12 protein-coding genes are annotated in these 17223 nt (G+C 54.6%); 6 read left to right on the top strand and 6 right to left on the bottom strand.

Annotation, left to right across the window (positions count from 1 at the left end; all coding sequences use genetic code 11):
• Window positions 1–35: 35 nt before the first annotated feature.
• Entirely contained in the window at window positions 36–428 is a 393-nt protein-coding gene (locus FH871_RS04750; RefSeq protein WP_138990146.1) for a VOC family protein, read from the top strand.
• Window positions 429–437: 9 nt separating this feature from the next.
• Here FH871_RS04750 and FH871_RS04745 read toward each other — a convergent pair whose 3' ends face one another.
• From FH871_RS04745 to FH871_RS04730, 4 genes are read right to left on the bottom strand one after another with little or no spacing between them, the layout of a single operon-like run.
• The gene (locus FH871_RS04745) at window positions 438–1019 is read right to left on the bottom strand and encodes a hypothetical protein (protein ID WP_138990145.1); all 582 of its coding nucleotides are present in this window, start codon (window positions 1017–1019) and stop codon (window positions 438–440) included.
• Window positions 1016–2158, bottom strand: coding sequence for an efflux RND transporter periplasmic adaptor subunit (locus FH871_RS04740; RefSeq protein WP_138990144.1), 1143 nt, complete (start codon window positions 2156–2158; stop codon window positions 1016–1018). Before FH871_RS04740 ends, FH871_RS04745 begins: the two co-directional genes overlap by 4 nt.
• A complete protein-coding gene (locus FH871_RS04735) occupies window positions 2155–5382 on the bottom strand; it encodes an efflux RND transporter permease subunit (RefSeq protein ID WP_138990143.1) in 3228 nt (1075 codons plus the stop codon). The genes FH871_RS04740 and FH871_RS04735 overlap by 4 nt, the downstream gene beginning before the upstream one ends.
• A gap of 10 nt (window positions 5383–5392) precedes the next feature.
• Entirely contained in the window at window positions 5393–6805 is a 1413-nt protein-coding gene (locus FH871_RS04730) for a TolC family protein (protein ID WP_229317044.1), read from the bottom strand.
• Between the two features lie 281 nt (window positions 6806–7086).
• Here FH871_RS04730 and FH871_RS04725 point away from each other — a divergent pair, with 281 nt between their 5' ends.
• Window positions 7087–7764, top strand: coding sequence for a response regulator transcription factor (locus FH871_RS04725; RefSeq protein WP_114405510.1), 678 nt, complete (start codon window positions 7087–7089; stop codon window positions 7762–7764).
• Window positions 7761–9035, top strand: a complete 1275-nt coding sequence (locus FH871_RS04720) for a HAMP domain-containing sensor histidine kinase (RefSeq protein WP_138990142.1) — start codon at window positions 7761–7763, stop codon at window positions 9033–9035. The genes FH871_RS04725 and FH871_RS04720 overlap by 4 nt, the downstream gene beginning before the upstream one ends.
• A 58-nt stretch (window positions 9036–9093) precedes the next feature.
• Here FH871_RS04720 and FH871_RS04715 read toward each other — a convergent pair whose 3' ends face one another.
• Window positions 9094–10158, bottom strand: coding sequence for a winged helix DNA-binding domain-containing protein (locus tag FH871_RS04715; RefSeq protein ID WP_138990141.1), 1065 nt, complete (start codon window positions 10156–10158; stop codon window positions 9094–9096).
• Window positions 10159–10334: 176 nt separating this feature from the next.
• On the opposite strand from FH871_RS04715, the gene FH871_RS04710 reads away from it, so the two are divergent.
• Both FH871_RS04710 and FH871_RS04705 read left to right on the top strand, forming a co-directional pair.
• Window positions 10335–11207: an arylamine N-acetyltransferase gene (locus tag FH871_RS04710; RefSeq protein ID WP_138990140.1), complete on the top strand. Its 873-nt coding sequence runs from the start codon at window positions 10335–10337 to the stop codon at window positions 11205–11207.
• Window positions 11208–11340: 133 nt separating this feature from the next.
• The gene (locus FH871_RS04705; protein WP_138990139.1) at window positions 11341–11988 is read left to right on the top strand and encodes a carbonic anhydrase; all 648 of its coding nucleotides are present in this window, start codon (window positions 11341–11343) and stop codon (window positions 11986–11988) included.
• 68 nt (window positions 11989–12056) lie between these two features.
• On the opposite strand, the gene FH871_RS04700 is transcribed toward FH871_RS04705, so the two are convergent.
• On the bottom strand, window positions 12057–12761 hold the full coding sequence (locus FH871_RS04700) for a hypothetical protein (protein ID WP_138990138.1): 705 nt from the start codon (window positions 12759–12761) through the stop codon (window positions 12057–12059).
• 222 nt (window positions 12762–12983) lie between these two features.
• On the opposite strand from FH871_RS04700, the gene FH871_RS04695 reads away from it, so the two are divergent.
• Window positions 12984–17201, top strand: coding sequence for a hybrid sensor histidine kinase/response regulator (locus FH871_RS04695; RefSeq protein WP_138990137.1), 4218 nt, complete (start codon window positions 12984–12986; stop codon window positions 17199–17201).
• Window positions 17202–17223: the final 22 nt, after the last annotated feature.

Genomic DNA, 17223 nt, shown 5'->3' with positions numbered 1-17223 from the left:
AGTGCTATTATTCCTGCTGCGCATCAAAAACTGCCATGCTACAACTCAACAGCGTTCATCACATTGCTATCATTTGCTCGGATTATGAGCGGTCGAAGCATTTTTATACGGAGATATTGGGATTGAAAATCATCCGGGAAGTGTACCGCGCCGAACGCGATTCGTATAAACTGGATCTGGAACTGAATGGCCAGTACATCATCGAACTGTTCTCGTTTCCGAACCCACCCGCGCGGCCATCCCGGCCCGAAGCCCTGGGGTTGCGGCATCTGGCCTTTGCGGTGTCGGATGTGGCAGCCGCCAAAATCGCCCTGGAAACCGCTGGTATCGACGTAGAACCCATCCGGATCGATGCGCATACCGGGCGACGGTTTACGTTTTTCAGCGATCCGGACGGGTTACCGTTGGAGTTTTATGAAGAAGATTGACTACTCCCGTCAGGGTCTGTGGCCGCTGACAGGAGTATCGTTGGTCGAGAGTTGCGAACCCGCGCTTTTCTGTCGGCAGTGATCATAGCTGTCGATCAACCGGTAGCTTTTGTGGTCGGTTTTGAGCCAGTTGCGGGCGGGTGTTTGCTGGATTAGCTCCTGCATACACGGGTATTTGGCAAAAGCCACTTCCAGATTATGGCGGTTCAGCGACAGCACTGGCTCGTCGGGCGTGACGCTGAAAAAATAATGTTCCGTGGCCCCTTCCCCAAAGTCTGACTGGCGGTAGAGCGTCAGCGTTTTTTCCTGCACCACCTCGTAGGTGTTTCCAAGATACAGCCGGTACAAGGTTCCGTCTGTCTGCTTATACCCCCAAAGCCGTTCGGTGGCTACGGTTTTTCTCTGACCCGAATCCGTCGTTACCTGCACGTTGTACGGGTGCCAGTGCACCTTCACCGCCCGCCAATCCGGGGCCTGAACCTGATAGCCACCCCGGTCGTTGCGATACACCAGTTGATAATGCGTCCGGTGGGTAGCACAACCCTGAACGAGCAGCAAAACCGCTCCCAGCAAAATCCAGTACCGCATCATTGTTGAGTGTTGGTTAATGCCTGACCATCGCGAATCTCCTCCGAAGCGATCCGGACCACCGGTTCGCCGGCTTTGAGACCGCCGAACACTTCGACCAGGCTGTCGAGCGTGTTGCCTTTTTCGACCGAGACCCACTCGGCTTTGTGGTTATTGACGCGAATCACGAACGTTTTTTCGCTGGAACTGACCACGGCGGTTTTCGGCACAAACAACGTAGGAGCCGTCCGTTCCATCGGCATCTTCACCTCGGCATACATCCCGGATTTCAGTTGATTGGCCTTGTTGTCGAAGTCAAATTCGGCCAGCATCGACCGGTTGGCTTCCACCAGACTCTGGGCGCTCCGGGCCAGTTTTGCGTTAAATTGCTGTTCGGGAATGGCGTTGACCGTAAACGTAACCGCACTTTTGGCGGCCAACTGATTCGCAAACGTTTCGGGAATGGCTACCGTCAACCGCAACGTCCGGCTGTCTTCCAGCACAAACAACGGTTTGGAATTGCTGTCGCCCGCGCCAACCAGCGCCCCGGCGCTCACATTCCGTTCGGTGATCACACCGTCGAACGGCGCGGTGATGGTCAGGTATTGCCGCAGTTCTTTTTTGGTCTGGTAATTGGAGCGGCCCACCTGAATATTTCCGGTTGCCACGGCCACTGTCGCGCTGTCGGCCAGCATCCGGGCCTGCGCCTGATCGAGTTCGTGCAGCGAAACCGCTCCTTCGACCTTGCTGGTTTGCAGCAGTCGGTTATACGTCAGTCGACTGGCGCGGAACCGGGCGGTTTGTTCCTGCAAGGCCGCTTCCTGCGCCTGAAGTTGGGCCTGCGCGGTGCTCAGTTCTGACAACACTTCCGGCGCATCAAGCACGGCGAGCACCTGGCCTTTCCGAACCGACGAACCCCGATCGACCCGCACATCCCGAATGAATCCTTTTACTTTGGCGTACAGGCTGACGCGGTTCCAGGGCTTCAGTTCGCCCGGCAGAGTGACCGCCTGGCGGGGTTGCATGGTTTGCACTTCGGTTATGGCAACATTTTGTACGTCAGGTACTTTGACGGTTTTCTTTTCTTCACTGGCGGCCGACGTACAGGCCGCCATTCCGGCAGCAGCGACGACGGGCCAAACAAGTTTTAACAACGGTTTCATACGACGGTACTCAGGGGTTGATGGTAAAATTTGCTTTCCGGATCTTCCGGATCGAGGGATACTGACTGAACGGAAGCGTTGGTCTGAAACTGGGTGAAAACACAGGGCAGAATCAGCAGAGCCGCCAGCGTGGAGGCAATCAAACCGCCGATGACGGCCTGACCGAGCGGAGCAATCTGATCACCGCCCTCGCCCATGCCGGATGCCATCGGCACCATCCCGGCAATCATGGCGATGCTGGTCATCAGGATCGGGCGAATCCGGCTGTTGGCCGCCAGCACGACGGCTTTGCGGGTGTCGCCCATTTCCAGCCGTAGATTTTCCGCGTTGGTGACCATCAGAATGGCGTTGGCCACCGACACGCCCACCGACATGATCAGGCCCATGTACGATTGCAGGTTGAGCGTGGCTCCGCAGGCCAGCAGCATCAGCAGTGCCCCGGCCACCACGGCCGGAATAGCCGCCAGAATCACCAGCGAGAGTTTGAACGACTGATAGTTTGCGGCCAGCAGTAAGAAGATGATCACAATGGCGACGAGAAGTCCGGTTTGCAAACTGCTCAGCGTGTCGGTCAGCAGGCTGGTTTGACCACCCAGTTCAACGAGCACACCCCGGGGCGGTTCGCCCGCGTTTTTGATTGCCTGCTCAACAGCTTTTTGCGCCGAACCTAAATCCTTATTCTGCAAATTGGCCGTGATCGTCACCAGTCGGTTCGGTCCGGCGCGGTCGTATTCACCCGGCGCAGTACCTTCCGAAAACGTGGCCACGTCCGACAACAGCGGCCGCATTTCGCCACTCTTCAACGGAATATTCCCGATGTCGCTGGTGCTGCTCATTTTGTATTCCGGAATCTGCACCTGCACCTGGTAGGCCAGTCCTTTCGACTCATCGAGCCAGAGGTTTTTGTCCGTAAAGCGGCTGGACGAGGTGGCCGCGACCATCGACCGGGCAACTTGTGTGGACGTTACGCCCAGTTGACCGGCCCGTTCGCGGTTCAGCGTTACGTTCAAAACCGGGTAGGCGAGGGGTTGCGCAATTTGCACATCACGCAAAAAGTCGATTTTCGTCATTTCCGCCCGAATCTTGTTGGCAAACCGCCCGGCTTCGCTCAGATCTTTGGCGGCCACGGTCACCTCAATGGGGGTCGATGCGCCCTGACTCATGATTTTCTCGGTCAGCTCAATCGGTTCAAAGGAAATGTTGGCCGTCGGCAACGCTTTGGCGATGCGCTCCCGAAGTTCTTCCTTCAGGTTATCCATCTTCACGGGATGATCCTCCTTCAGCGACACCTGTAAAACCGCTTCGTGAGGACCGCTGTTGAACACGAAAATGTTGGACGTCCCGTAGCTGGACGGAACCGTTCCGACGTAGGCCGACGAAATTTCAACGTTGTCCTGTCCAACGGATTCTTTGATAATCTCCAGCACTTTCAGCGTGGCGGTTTCGGTGCGTTCCACCCTTGTTCCGTCGGGAATCCGCAGGCGCATCTGAAACTGGTGGCTGTTGCCGTGCGGTAGAATGTCGGTTCCGATTACCATAAAACACACGACGATAATGGCCAGACTACCCGCCAGATAACCGCCCACCACCAATCCCCGGCGGTTCAGGATTTTTTCGAGCCAGGTCGAATACCGTTGTTTGAATTTGTCGAAACCGGTGGCATTTTTGACCGGATGCGCCCCTTCTTCCCGCATAACATGACGCTCCTGGGCGTCGAGGGCCAGCGTGGCTGGTTCGTGGGCCGGATGGCTTTTCAGGAGCCAGTTTGCCAGAACCGGCACGAACGTTTGCGAGAGTAAAAACGACGCGATCATGGCAAAACCGACCGACAACGACAGCGGCAAAAACATGGAACGCGGGACGCCACTCATCACGAAGGCCGGGGCAAAAACCGCCAGAATGGCCAGCAGAATCAGGAATTCCGGGAAAACGATTTCTTTACAGGCATCCCAGATCGCAACGGCTTTGGGTCGACCCATTTCGAGATGCTGGTGAATATTCTCAATCGTTACGGTGGCCTGATCCACCAGAATCCCGATGGCCAGCGCCAGCCCCGAGAGCGTCATGATGTTGATGGTTTGCCCGCACAGATTGAGCATGATCACCGCCGACAGAATCGAGATCGGGATGGTGATTACCACGATGATCACACTGCGCCAGTCGCGGAGGAAAAGCAACACCATCAAACCGGTCAAAACCGCCCCCAGAATCCCTTCCGTAACGAGACTTTTCAGGGCGTTGGTGACGTAAACCGACTGGTCGAATTCGTAGGAAATCTTTACATCTTCCGGCACAGCGGCCCGTAGTTCCGGCAGCGCCTTCCGAATGTTGTTCACAACGTCGAGCGTCGAGGCATCCGATTTTTTTACCACCGGAATATATACCGCCCGGCGACCGTTGACCAGCGCGTAACTCACCGTAACGTCGGCACCATCTTCTACCGTGGCGATATCCCGCACAAAAACCGTCGGTCCCGCACCCACGCGGATTGGAATGTTGAGAAAATCTTCGGGCTTCTTGACCAGCGAGTTCACCGGCGTCATCAGCGTTTTTTCGCCAATCCGAATGTTCCCGGCGGGAGACGGCTGGTTGTTGGTCACAATCGACTTGATCACTTCCTCCGGCGTGAGCTGATAACTCCGCACCAGGGCCGGATTCACTTTCACGATCACCGTCCGCTGGTTTCCCCCGAAGGGCGGAGGGCTGGAAACGCCCGGAATCCGCGAGAACATCGGCCGCACCCGCGACGAGGCAAAATCCTGAATTTCGTTGAGCGACCGGCTCGGACTTTCAAAAACCAGTTGCCCGACCGGCACCGAGCTGGCATCGAACCGCACCACCTGGGGCGGCACGGTGCCCTCCGGCATGTAGGCTTTGGCGCGCGACACGTTGTTGGCCACTTCAGCCGCTGCCTGGGCCATATCCGTACCCGGATAAAACGACAATTTGATGAGTGACAGTCCCTGGATGGTTTTTACGTCGATGTCGCGAATCCCGGACACGTAGAGAAAGTGGTCCTGGTAGCGGGTGGCAATAAAACCGTCCATCTGGTCGGGGGCCATCCCGCCGTAGGGCTGCACCACGTAAATCGTCGGCAGATCCAGATTCGGGAAAATATCAACGGGAATGGTAAACAGCGACATCACCGAAAAAAACAGGAGACCGAGCACCAATACCACCACCGAAATGGGTTTCCGCAGCGCGGAACGAATGAGTTGATACATAAGTTCTTGACTATTTTATCTGGTTCATAAACAGCGAAATATCTCCCTCAGCCGCGGCTTTCAGCAGCAGGTAGCGCCAGACGTTGCTGGTGGCGACGTAGCCATCGGTTTCGGCCCGGTTCAGGGTGACGAAGCTTTGCAGGAGCGTGGGTAAATCGGCCAGTCCGTTCTGGTAGCGGGCTTTGGCCTGGTTGTAGGCTTGTTGGGCGGCCCGAAGCTGGACGGGGGCCTGACGCGCCTGTTCCAGTCCGAGCGTCAGTTGCGTTTCGGCTTCCCGGTTTTGCCGGGTGATGCGCAGTTGCTGGTCGTTGTAGAGTTGCCGGAAACGTTCGACCTGAAATTGTTCGCTGCGGGCATCGTGTTTGAGCCGCAGGCTGTTGGTCAGGTTCCAGCGGGCCACCACGCCGACCAGGTAGTTGGCCGCCTGGTAACCCAGTCCCCGGTTGAAATCCATCGCGAACGTTTCATCGGCATTGGCGAAGCCCGAACCCCGCGCCCAACCGGCCCCGACGAGCGAAATCGACGGCAGCATGGAACGTTGGAGCGCCACGGTTCGCGCAGACGAAAAGTTGATTTGGGACTGGAAAAACCGCAAAACCGGGTTTTTCGGCGAAATGGAATCCGATTGAAAGGTGGTTTGTGGCAAGGTGGTATAAAACCGCATGCTGTCGATGCGAAGACCGACCTGCACCTGACCGATGAGTTCCGAGAGTCGCAGCCGCTGCACCTGCTCGCGTTGCTGGCTTTCGAGCAGAATTAACCGCGCCCGAACCGCTTCGGCGGTGGCCAGCGAACTATCGACACCGGCCCGCATCCCCGAACGAACACCCGCATCGACCACATTTTTGAAGGTTTCCGCCCGTTCGACGTTGCTGCGCTGGACATCGACCAGTTTCTGGTTGACCAGGAGCGTGAGGTACGCGTCGATAATCCGGATCTGGTGCTGAAACAGCTCGTTATCGTAATCGGTTTGGGAACGGTTGAGGTCGGCTTCGGCGGCTTTCACACTGGCTTTTACGCGACCGAAGTTGACGATTCGCCAGTCGATGACGGCGCTGACAAAGCTGCCGGTGGTGCCCCGGTAGATGTTGTCGGGCCGAATGCCGCCGGAAGTCGAAATGGACGTTCCTTCGTTGGGGAAGAACGAACCGTTCAGGGCGTTGCTGGTCGCATACGTATACTGATCCTGTACGATAACGCTGGGCAGAAAGTCCGTGCGGCTGGCCTGAACCCGTTTTTCGGCGCTCTGGATTTCGGCCTGTTTGGATTTCAGAAACGGGTAGGCCTGCGTTCCCCGTTCCAGGGCCTGCAACAATGTCAGGGTTTGCGCCTGAGCCATACGCTGGCCAAAAAGGAACGCTCCGGTTGTGGCCGTCAGGAACCAGATGCGCGATCGGCGGAACCTAAAATGTACGTGTTTCATTGGCAACTCATTTTCCGGTGTTGGTAACAATACCGTGGTAAGTGCCTGCAAAACAACGGGGCAATTCTGGAAACATTTGGGAAGTAAAAAGTTATTACACAGAGTTGATGAGGTAATCAGAGAATTTCTCTGTGTAACTCTGATTTCCTCTGATCAACTCTGTGTAACAACTTTTTCTCCAGCAGATGTAAATCTTCACCCCTCCATTTAGAAACCTCCAGAATGTTTCCAACATTGCCCGCTACTTTTGGTGTTTAGGAATTGGATGAACCCAAAGAAAGATGAAGGTACTGGTGGTAGAAGATGAAAAAGGCCTGGCCGAAAGCATCACCGACTATATGAACAAAGAGGGGTATCTTTGCGAAACGGCGGGGACTTTCCGGGAAGCCGACGAGCGGATTTATCTGTATCAGTATGATTGTGTGATTGTGGATCTGACGCTGCCCGACGGTGACGGTTTTCAACTGATTCAGACGTTGAAAAAACTGCTGGCCACCACCGGCGTGATCATTATTTCGGCCCGCAACGCGCTGGAAGACAAGATTCGGGGGCTGGAAATTGGCTCGGACGACTACCTGACCAAACCGTTCCATTTGTCGGAGCTGAATGCCCGGGTGAAGTCGCTGATTCGCCGGCGGAATTTTGGGGGTCATACCGAAATCCGCTTCCGGGAAATCCGGGTGAATCCGTCGTCGCGGAAAGTGTATGTGAACGGCCAACTGGCGGTTTTATCCCGGAAAGAATACGATCTGCTGCTGTATTTTTTGTCGAACATCGACGTTGTGCTAACCAAAGTTTCCATTGCCGAGCATTTGTGGGGCGACAACATCGACTCCGCCGATTCCCTGGATATGGTGTATTCACACATCAAAAACCTGCGCCGGAAGCTGCTGGAAAAAGGCGGCTCGGATTATGTCAGTTCGGTATACGGGATCGGTTACAAATTCGGCGAACCGTGAAACTACTCGCTAAAACGAACCGCATTTACCTGGCTTTCTCGCTGGCCATTTATCTTTTCGCCGGGCTGGCCTTCTATCAGGTTGTCCGGATTCTGATTTACAACGAAGTGGAAACCCGGCTGAAGGTTGAAAAGCGGGATTTTGAAGCCTATCTGAAGCAGCACAAAGCCTGGTCGGATACCACCTATTTTGTTGAAAACAAGATCGATGTCGTTCCGGTTGGGCGGCAAACCCGGCTTTCGGAAACGTTTATCGATACGTTGATCCAAAACCGGTATGACCAGGAACTGATGCCATTTCGGCAACTCACGTTTTACGTGCCCATCAAGGGCGTGATGCACCGGGTCTCAATTCGAAAATCTCTCATTCAATCCTACCAACTCATTGAAGTCATCACGGTGACGATGGCGGCCTGTCTGGGATTGCTGCTGCTCGGCACGTTCTGGTTTCAGGGGAAACTGTCGGGGCGGCTCTGGTTGCCGTTCTACGAAAGCCTGTCCCGCATCAAACGCTTCAATCTGGCCAGTTCGACGCCGTTGCAACTCGACAAACCAGAGATCAACGAGTTTCGGGAGCTGAATGAAGTGCTGCGCAAGATGGGCGACAAAATGCAGCAGGATTACCGCAGCCTGAAAGAATTTACCGAAAATGCCTCCCACGAAATCCAGACACCCCTCGCGCTGATCAACGCCAAAGTGGAGCAACTCATTCAATCGGAAAAACTGACGGAAACGCAAACCCGCTGGATCGAGGAAATTTACCAGGCCTCCCGGCGCATGGCCCGGCTGAATCAGGGATTACTCTTGCTGGCTAAAATTGATAATCAGCAGTTTACCGACAACCAAGCCGTTGACCTGGCGGCATTGCTGGCCGAGAAACTGAGCGCAATGGACGAGGTTTTGCTCCACAAACGAATTGCGGTAGAGATCCGGAACTTGGTGCCGTTTACGGTTCAACTGCCCCCGGCACTGGCCGATAGTCTGGTGACCAATCTGGTCAATAATGCCATCAAGCATAACCAGACAGAAGGGCGCGTGGAACTGCGGTCCGACGGAAACATTCTGTCACTGGGCAATACCGGCAATGCCTTGGTTTCGAATCCTGAACGCTTGTTCGAACGCTTCAAAAAAGAAGGTTCCAGCCCGGATTCTGTGGGTTTAGGGCTGGCCATCATCAAAGAAATCTGCGACACGTACGGTTTGGGGGTGCAGTATGCCGAAAGCAACGGCTGGCACCGGTTTGGCATTTCCCGGAAAGTGAACGAAGCGTAGTCCTGGCAGCGGTTTCGGTTTATGCAGAAGGATACGGGCGTTACCTGACTCTTCAATCCTATTCACATCCCAAAAACCGTTGATACCGCTCTTTGGCATCCGACAAAGCCTGTTGCTGCGCGTCGGTCAGGGTGGTGAACAGGCTGGTTTCGATCAAAACCGAATTTTTCTTCAACGTCCGTTTCCAGGTGCCGACCACCCGCCCGTCGATCACGATAACCGGGCTGAAAATACCGTTGCCGGCTTTGGCGATCTGCGCCGGGTCCAAGCCGCCGAGCGGGGCACCTCGGTCTTTATAGGCGACTAAATATTCGTCGTAAACCGGTAATAAATAAGCGGTTGTGGTGTATTCATGCAAAGCAGGCAGAGATGCGGGCATCCAATACGTTTGACCGTCCACCACCTCCGATACAAAACCGGATTTAATCAGTTCCATCCCGGCTCTGGCGTCGGTGAGCGTCAGGCCCGACCACCAGCTAAAATCCGCTAGGGTTGCCGGTCCGTGGCTGGTAAAATACCGCCGGGTCCATTCAGCCAGGGCTTCTTCGCGCAGCCACGGTTTCGTGGGCGGCACCCAGTCGTCCAGCAGCGTGAACGTAAACTCCTTGCCGCGTCGGACGCCGTGGCTGATCAGCCGGTCGTAGGACGCCCGCGCCAGCAGCAGACTCAGGCGGTTTTCGTGGGCCGGAATGCCCGCCTGTTCCAGAGCGGTTTTTAATTCGGGGCGCGTCAGGTGTCGACCGCCCGACAACGCTTTTGTGAAAACCGCTTTACTTTTTGCAATAACCGGTTCGCTGAGTTCAAGCTGGCGGAAATGACTGGCGTAGAGGGCCTGCAAACGGGGCTGGTTCAGTTCCAGAATCCAGTGAATATCGGCAGCCGCCACGAAATGCAGGGTACCGCGCATTGGCCAGGTGCGCAGGATGGTTCGGTCGGCAATTGCCTGCTCGATGTCGGCGTCGGTGCTGCCGGGTAGCCGGTTGCCGATGGCCCATTTGCCAGCCGTATAATCCTGTCCCTGAATGGCCCCAAACCAGGCTACCAGGGCGCCGGGGGTTGTCAGCGACGGTTGCATCAGGTGTTGCTGATGAAGGCGGTATGCAAGGAGGTCTGAACGGGTCATGGGCGTGCGGTGAAAAGGGACGATATCGTGATTGGATTGGTTGACGTTTCGGTTCGATCAAAAGTAAAGGTACAACCGCCGGGTGACAGCCCTGTGTCAGCAGCAAAAATCGGGCGTTTGTATTTTTGAAAAATTTTCCCGCTTATTTTTTCAGGGGTGTTGATAACTTTGCATCCATGCCATCCCAACTCATTCAGCCACAAGAAGCCGCGTCAGCCCTGTCGGGAATCGATCTCGACGCTTATTTTCGGCGCATCGGCTACACCGGCGACCGCACGCCCACACTCGAAACGCTGCGAACCCTCCAACGTCTCCACACCGAAACCATTCCGTTCGAAAACCTCAATCCGTTGCTGGGCCTGCCGGTTTTGCTGGACAGTGATTCACTCCAGCAAAAGATGGTGCAGAATAGAAGGGGCGGGTATTGTTTCGAACAAAACCGGCTGTTAAGCTTCGTTTTGCAAGCGCTGGGTTTTCGGGTTCGGGGGTTGGCCGCCCGCGTTCTCTGGAACGTTCCGGCAGGTGAAGTCAAAGCCATCACTCACATGCTGCTGCAGGTGGAGATGGGGCCGGAATCGTACCTGGTGGATGTGGGTTTTGGCGGTTTGTCGCCCACCGGCCCCGTACGGCTTGTGCTGAATACCGTGCAGGAGACCCCCCATGAACCGTTCCGATTGATCGAGTCAAGTGGTGAACTGGAAGTACAGGCGGAAGTCCGAAACGAGTGGCGGTCGTTGTATCGCTTTACATTGCGGGAATTTCTGTTGCCTGATTATGAGATGTTTAGCTTTTATCTGTGTACGCATCCCCACTCGTATTTTCTCCGCAGCCTGGCCGTTGCCCGAACGACGGCCGACCGGCGGTATGGCCTGCGCGATACAATTTTGACGACGCATCGTCTGGGGGGTGAATCGGAGCAGCGGGAACTCCGCAGCGTGGCCGAATTCCGCACCGTACTCGAGGAAATTTTCCGGCTGACGCTGCCTGATACGCCAAACCTTGACGCAAATTTGCAGCGAATTATCGACGCATCATCCGCGGAAAAATAACTATTTTGTGGTTACCATGTTTCGTATTGTAGAGGGGGAGCGACTGTCGCTTTTCAGTACAGGCTGCCCGGTTTGATTTTGATAGAACGGAATAAATTGCCGAGATTGGGCGCTTACTTTATCATCCTATCCCATGAATATTAGCAGCGTATTTCAAAACAACGAAAAGTGGATCGCCGAAAAACTGGCCGGCGACGAAGATTATTTCACCAAGTTGTCGCAGGGGCAACAGCCGGAGTTTCTCTACATTGGCTGTTCCGACAGCCGGGTTACTGCCGAAGACCTGATGGGGGTTAAGCCGGGGGAAGTGTTCGTTCACCGAAACATTGCGAACCTGGTCAACAACGTCGATTTGAATGTCATGTCGGTGCTGAATTATGCCGTCCGGCACTTGAAAGTCAACCATGTGGTCGTGTGTGGACACTACAATTGCGGGGGCGTGAAAGCCGCCATGGAACCGGTCGATCTGGGGATTTTGAACCCGTGGTTGCGCAACATTCGCGATGTATACCGCTATCACAAGGACGAATTGAATGCCATCGAGGATGTTAAAGCCCGTTACGACCGGCTCGTGGAACTGAATGTGGAAGAACAGTGTGTCAACCTGATCAAAACCGCAGCCATTCAGGAAGCCTTCCGCGAACGGGGCGTCCGGGTACACGGCTGGGTGTTCGATGTTCGCACCGGAAAACTAATCGATCTGAAGATCAATTTTGAAGAGAAAATGAGAAGCATCATGGAGATTTATAACCTCTATGAGCCGGTTTCAATGGTGAAATAAGTCGTCAACTGAGCCGTCCAATCGATGATCAGGTGTCGACCGGGCGGCTCAGTTGCTCTATAAGGAGCTTATTCCGGCGACCCGTGGGGAATCAGCCGGAAGCGATACCGGAGTGCGATGTGTTCCAGGGCACCAGCGGGCAAAGGATCTTCCTGTTTTTCAGAAGGAGTCAGCCAGGCCGACCAATCCGTTGATGCCTGCGGTCGCCTGGGCAGATCGAGCGGAAAATCGACCGGCGCGTTGTGAACAAATACGCGCATCTGCCATTTTTTCAGACTGATTGGGGTCGTTTCCCACGGCAAAATCACAAAATCCCCTTCCTTCCGAATCCGATCGGGATGCGGGCTGTCCAGGTCCTGCCCGATGAATTGAGGAATCAGAATCGAGTCGATGGTCGCTTCCTTGAGAAAAGATTGCGTGGCACGCATCTCCACGTCCACTACCGCCCGGTGATCGGGGTATTCCAGCCGGTATTCCTGCTGATCCGACCAGTTCAGGTAGAATACGAACCAGCCGATGAGCGCAATACCATCGAAGATCTGGAGATACCGGATGTAGTTTTCGACCAGGAAATACCGCGCCAGAAACCAGACTACAAAAAAACCGACGAATGCCGCCAGAAAACCGCCCCAGGTTGCCAGGTAGGCCACTCCCAGCCGGGCGTCCGGGCCGGTAGCAGAGCTGTTGAGGACAACGGTTACTTCGGCAAACAAAAAATAAAACAAGGGGGCCGCACACAGGCTGGCGACGAATAAGGTGAAAAATCGTTCCATAATGGCTCGAAGTAACGAACCGATTACTCACTATTTAAGTGGCAATTGATACTGGGCGGGCTTTGTTGAATAAGGCAACATGAAAAATTTATAGATAACAAAACTGTTTTCTGCGGATACAATTTTACGCACGATTTTTGATGGAATAGTACAATTGTCAGACTTAGTTATAATTTGTGGGGAAATAGTTGTTTTACCAAAAAATAACGTAGCGGGCTTTGTATGAAAGTAATATGTGCTGTTCTATTGCTATTCCTGTTGCAGGTTCAGCCATTAAACGCCCGGGCCGTTCCGATACGGTTCAAACACCTTACCACAAATGAGGGGTTATCCCAGAACAATGTAACCTGTATTTTACAAGACAGGCAGGGGTTCATGTGGTTTGGCACGCAGGACGGTTTAAACCGGTTTGATGGTTATACCTTTACGGTATATCGGAATGACCCCAAGAAAGCGAATAGCCTGAGTCATAATTTTATCCGGGCACTCTACGAAGACCACAAAGGCCGCCTGTGGGTCGGCACGGAAGACGGCGGTTTGAATCTCTTTAACCGCGAAACCGACAACTTTGTCAGCTTTCAGCGGACCTCCGACAAGCTCAACAGCCTGAGCCATAACCAGGTGATCTCGATTGTGGAAGACCGTCAGGGAATGCTGTGGGTTGGAACCTACGGTGGCGGTTTGAACCGTTTCGACCCTGCCCAGCAATCCTTCACCCATTTCACCCACGATGCGGCTAACCCCCGCAGTCTGGGAAATGATTTTATTTACGATATGCTGGTCGATGCGAAAGGACGGCTCTGGGTGGCAACCGGCGGGGGCGGACTGGATCGTTTCGATGCGACGACTCAAACTTTCCGGCACTTTGTCAACAATCCCGCCGATCCGGGCTCGCTGAGCAACGACAACGTCACCGCCCTCCTGCAAGATTCGCAGACCCGGATCTGGGTGGCCACCGAAGGTGGTGGCCTGAACCTGTTGAATGCCGATCAGCACTCGTTTACCCGGTTTCAACACAGCAAAACCGATGTCAACACCATTAGCCACAATGACGTCATTTCGCTGGAAGAAGCCAATACGGGAAGTCTGTGGATGGGCACCCGGAACGGCGGCATTAGCGTTCTAAGCAAAGACCTTACCACCGTAACCCGCCATCCCTACAGCGAAACCAACAGCGAAGGCTTGAACAACGGCTCGATTTATGCCATCTGCCGGGATCGAAAAGGCGATATGTGGATCGGTACCTACAGCGGAGGAATCAATTTTTACGACCGTGAACCCCGAAAATTTGAACGCTATGAAAAAGATCGTTACAATCCCAATAGCCTGAGTAACAACAATGTGTTGTCTGTGCTGGAAGATGCCGAAGGAAATCTCTGGATGGGGACGGACGGCGGAGGGCTAAACCACCTGAACCGAAAAACCAATCAGTTTACCCGGTTTATGCACCACGCAGATCGTCCGCGCAGCATCGGCAGCAACTTCGTGATGTGCGTTTTCGAAGACCGCGAACACAGGATTTGGGTGGGTAGTTACAAAGGTGGGCTCAGTCGGTGGGAAAAGGAACCGGGCGAGTTTGTCAATTTCCCGAAGAGTGACGGCCCGGACGGCATCAGCCACGAAAGCATCTGCGCCATTACCGAAGACCATGAAGGCAATCTGTGGCTCGGGACGCTCGGCGCCGGGGTGAGCCGTTACGATAAAAAAACCGGTTTATTTACGCATTACCGGCCTGATGCGACCCAACCGGGCACCCTGAGTCATGCGGTCATCCGGACGTTGTACTGCGACCGGAGCGGCACCATCTGGGTTGGCACGGAAGGCGGTGGGCTAAACCGGTTCGATCGCCGGAGTAACACCTTTACGAATTACCGATACAATCGAAATGTGCCCGGAAGCCTGAGCAACAATCTGGTCAACAGCATTTACGAAGATGCCAGCGGAACGATATGGGTGGGCACCGACAGCGGGCTCAATAAATTCAATACCAAAACCCAATCGTTTACGGTATACCGTCAGCAGGAGGGTTTGCCGAATGATGTGGTTCAGGGTATGGTGGAAGACCGTCGGAAAAACCTCTGGATCAGCACCAATCGGGGGCTTTCCCGGTTTACGCCACGAACCGGCACTTTCCGGAATTACGGAGTCAGCGATGGCTTGCAGGGCAATTCGTTCAACCGGAGGGCAGTATTCAAAGGGCGGCTGGGTGAACTTTTCTTTGGCGGAACCAACGGTCTGAACACGTTTGATCCCGATAGTTTGCGCGACAATTCGGCGATTCCGCCGGTTTTTATCACCCATTTTCACCTGTTTAATCAACCCGTTGCCATTGGGGGGGCGGATTCGCTGCTGCGAAAAAGCATCGATGAAAGCACCCAAATCACGCTGGACTACTGGCAGTCGATGTTTTCGGTAACCTTTGCCGCGTTGAATTACAGCCTGCCCGAAAAAAACCAGTATGCGTATCAACTGGAGGGATTTGATCGGGGCTGGATTTACGCTGGTCATTCCCGGATGGCAACCTACACCAACCTGGACCCCGGCGAATACGTTTTTCGGGTGAGGGCGTCCAACAACGATGGCGTCTGGAATGAGCGGGGCACTTCGCTCCGGATTGTCATTACCCCGCCCTTCTGGGCCACCTGGTGGTTTCGAACCGGCCTGGTGCTGGCCTTGCTGCTGGGGGCCTATGGCTTATACCGGTATCGGGTAAAAACCATCGAAAACCAGAAAAAGGAACTGGAAAAAGAAGTTGGCGAACGAACCGCCGAAGTGCTGTACCAATCGGAAGAAATTCAGACCCAATCGGAACATTTGCAGGTTCTTGTCGAAGAAATCCACGAACAACGGTTGCAGGAAAAACACGCGCGGGAAGAAGCCGAAAAAGCCAACCAGGCCAAGAGCGTTTTTCTGGCCACGATGAGCCACGAAATCCGGACGCCCATGAACGGCGTGCTGGGCATGACGTATTTGTTGCAGGAAACGGAATTGTCGGAAGAGCAGCACGAATACGTCGACACCATCCATCAGTGCGGAACGAATCTGCTGGGTGTGATCAACGATATTCTTGATTTTTCCAAGATCGAATCCGGGAGTCTGGAACTGGAACTCCAGGACGTCGACTTGCGGCATTGCGTGGAAGACGTCCTCGATCTGTTTGCCAGCAAAGCCGCCGAACTGGAGCTGGATCTGGTCTATGAACTGGACCCTCAGGTGCCGACACAGGTCATCGGCGACAGCCTGCGCCTGCGCCAGATTCTGATCAACCTCGTGGGCAATGCCATCAAGTTTACCGAGCGGGGCGAAGTGTTTGTCAGCATTGGTTTGCAACGACGGATCACTGATCAGGAACTGGAGCTGGTTTTTCGGGTTCGGGATACGGGCATCGGTATTTCGGAAGATAAACTGCAACGGCTGTTCAAAGCCTTTTCCCAGGTCGATTCGTCCATGACCCGGCGGTATGGCGGCACGGGCCTCGGGCTGGCCATCAGCGAACGGCTGGTCAAACTCATGGGCGGGGAAATAACGGTTAACAGCCAGATCGGGATGGGAACGACGTTCACGTTCACGATTCAATGCCAGATCAGCCAGCAGGCCCAGCGGCAGTATATTTTCTTCAATACCGGCGAAAACGACGGGAAACGGGTTTTGCTCGTCGATGACAACCCCACGAATCTGACCATTCTGAAGGCCCACCTCGAACAGTGGAAATTCGTGGTGGTGGCGGCATCGTCGGGCAAGCAGGCGCTGGCAATCATGAACCAGGAAGCGCTTTTTCAACTGGTTATTACGGACATGCAAATGCCGGAAATGAACGGGGTACAACTGGCGCGGGCCATTCGCGGGCGACACCTGACGCTGCCGATCATTCTGCTGAGTTCCATCGGTGAAGAAAGCCGCAAATCCTATCCGGAGCTTTTTTCGGCGGTTTTGACCAAGCCCGTCAAGCAGCAGCAGCTTTTTGATGTGGTGCAAAAGCAACTCAAACAATCGGTGGAGCCCCGGGTGGTTGCTGCCAAAGCGGTCCACCACGCGCTGTCGAATCAGTTTTCCAAAGACTATCCCCTGCAGATTCTGGTCGCGGAAGATTACCCGGCCAACCAGAAACTGGCGCTCAACATTCTGAGTAAACTGGGCTATCAGGCACATTTGGCCCAAAACGGTGCCGAGGTGCTGGATCTGGTGCAACGGCGGTTTTACGAAGTCATTCTGATGGATGTGCAGATGCCGGAAGTGAACGGTCTGGAAGCCACTATCCGCATTCGCCAGCAGCCAGGGCCTCAACCGACCATCATTGCGATGACCGCCAATGCGATGGCCGACGACCGCGAAGCGTGTTTGCACGCGGGGATGGATGATTACATCGCCAAACCAATCGTGATTGAGGAACTGAAAAATGCCCTCCAGCAAGCCGCGATTTTACGGCAAACCGAACCCTGACAGGACCTTTGGACGCTGTCGG

Source organism: Larkinella sp. C7 (assembly GCF_006149005.1).
Taxonomy (GTDB): Bacteria; Bacteroidota; Bacteroidia; order Cytophagales; family Spirosomataceae; genus Larkinella.
Note: the sequence above shows the minus strand (reverse complement) of the source record. Positions and strands in the feature narration are given on the sequence as shown.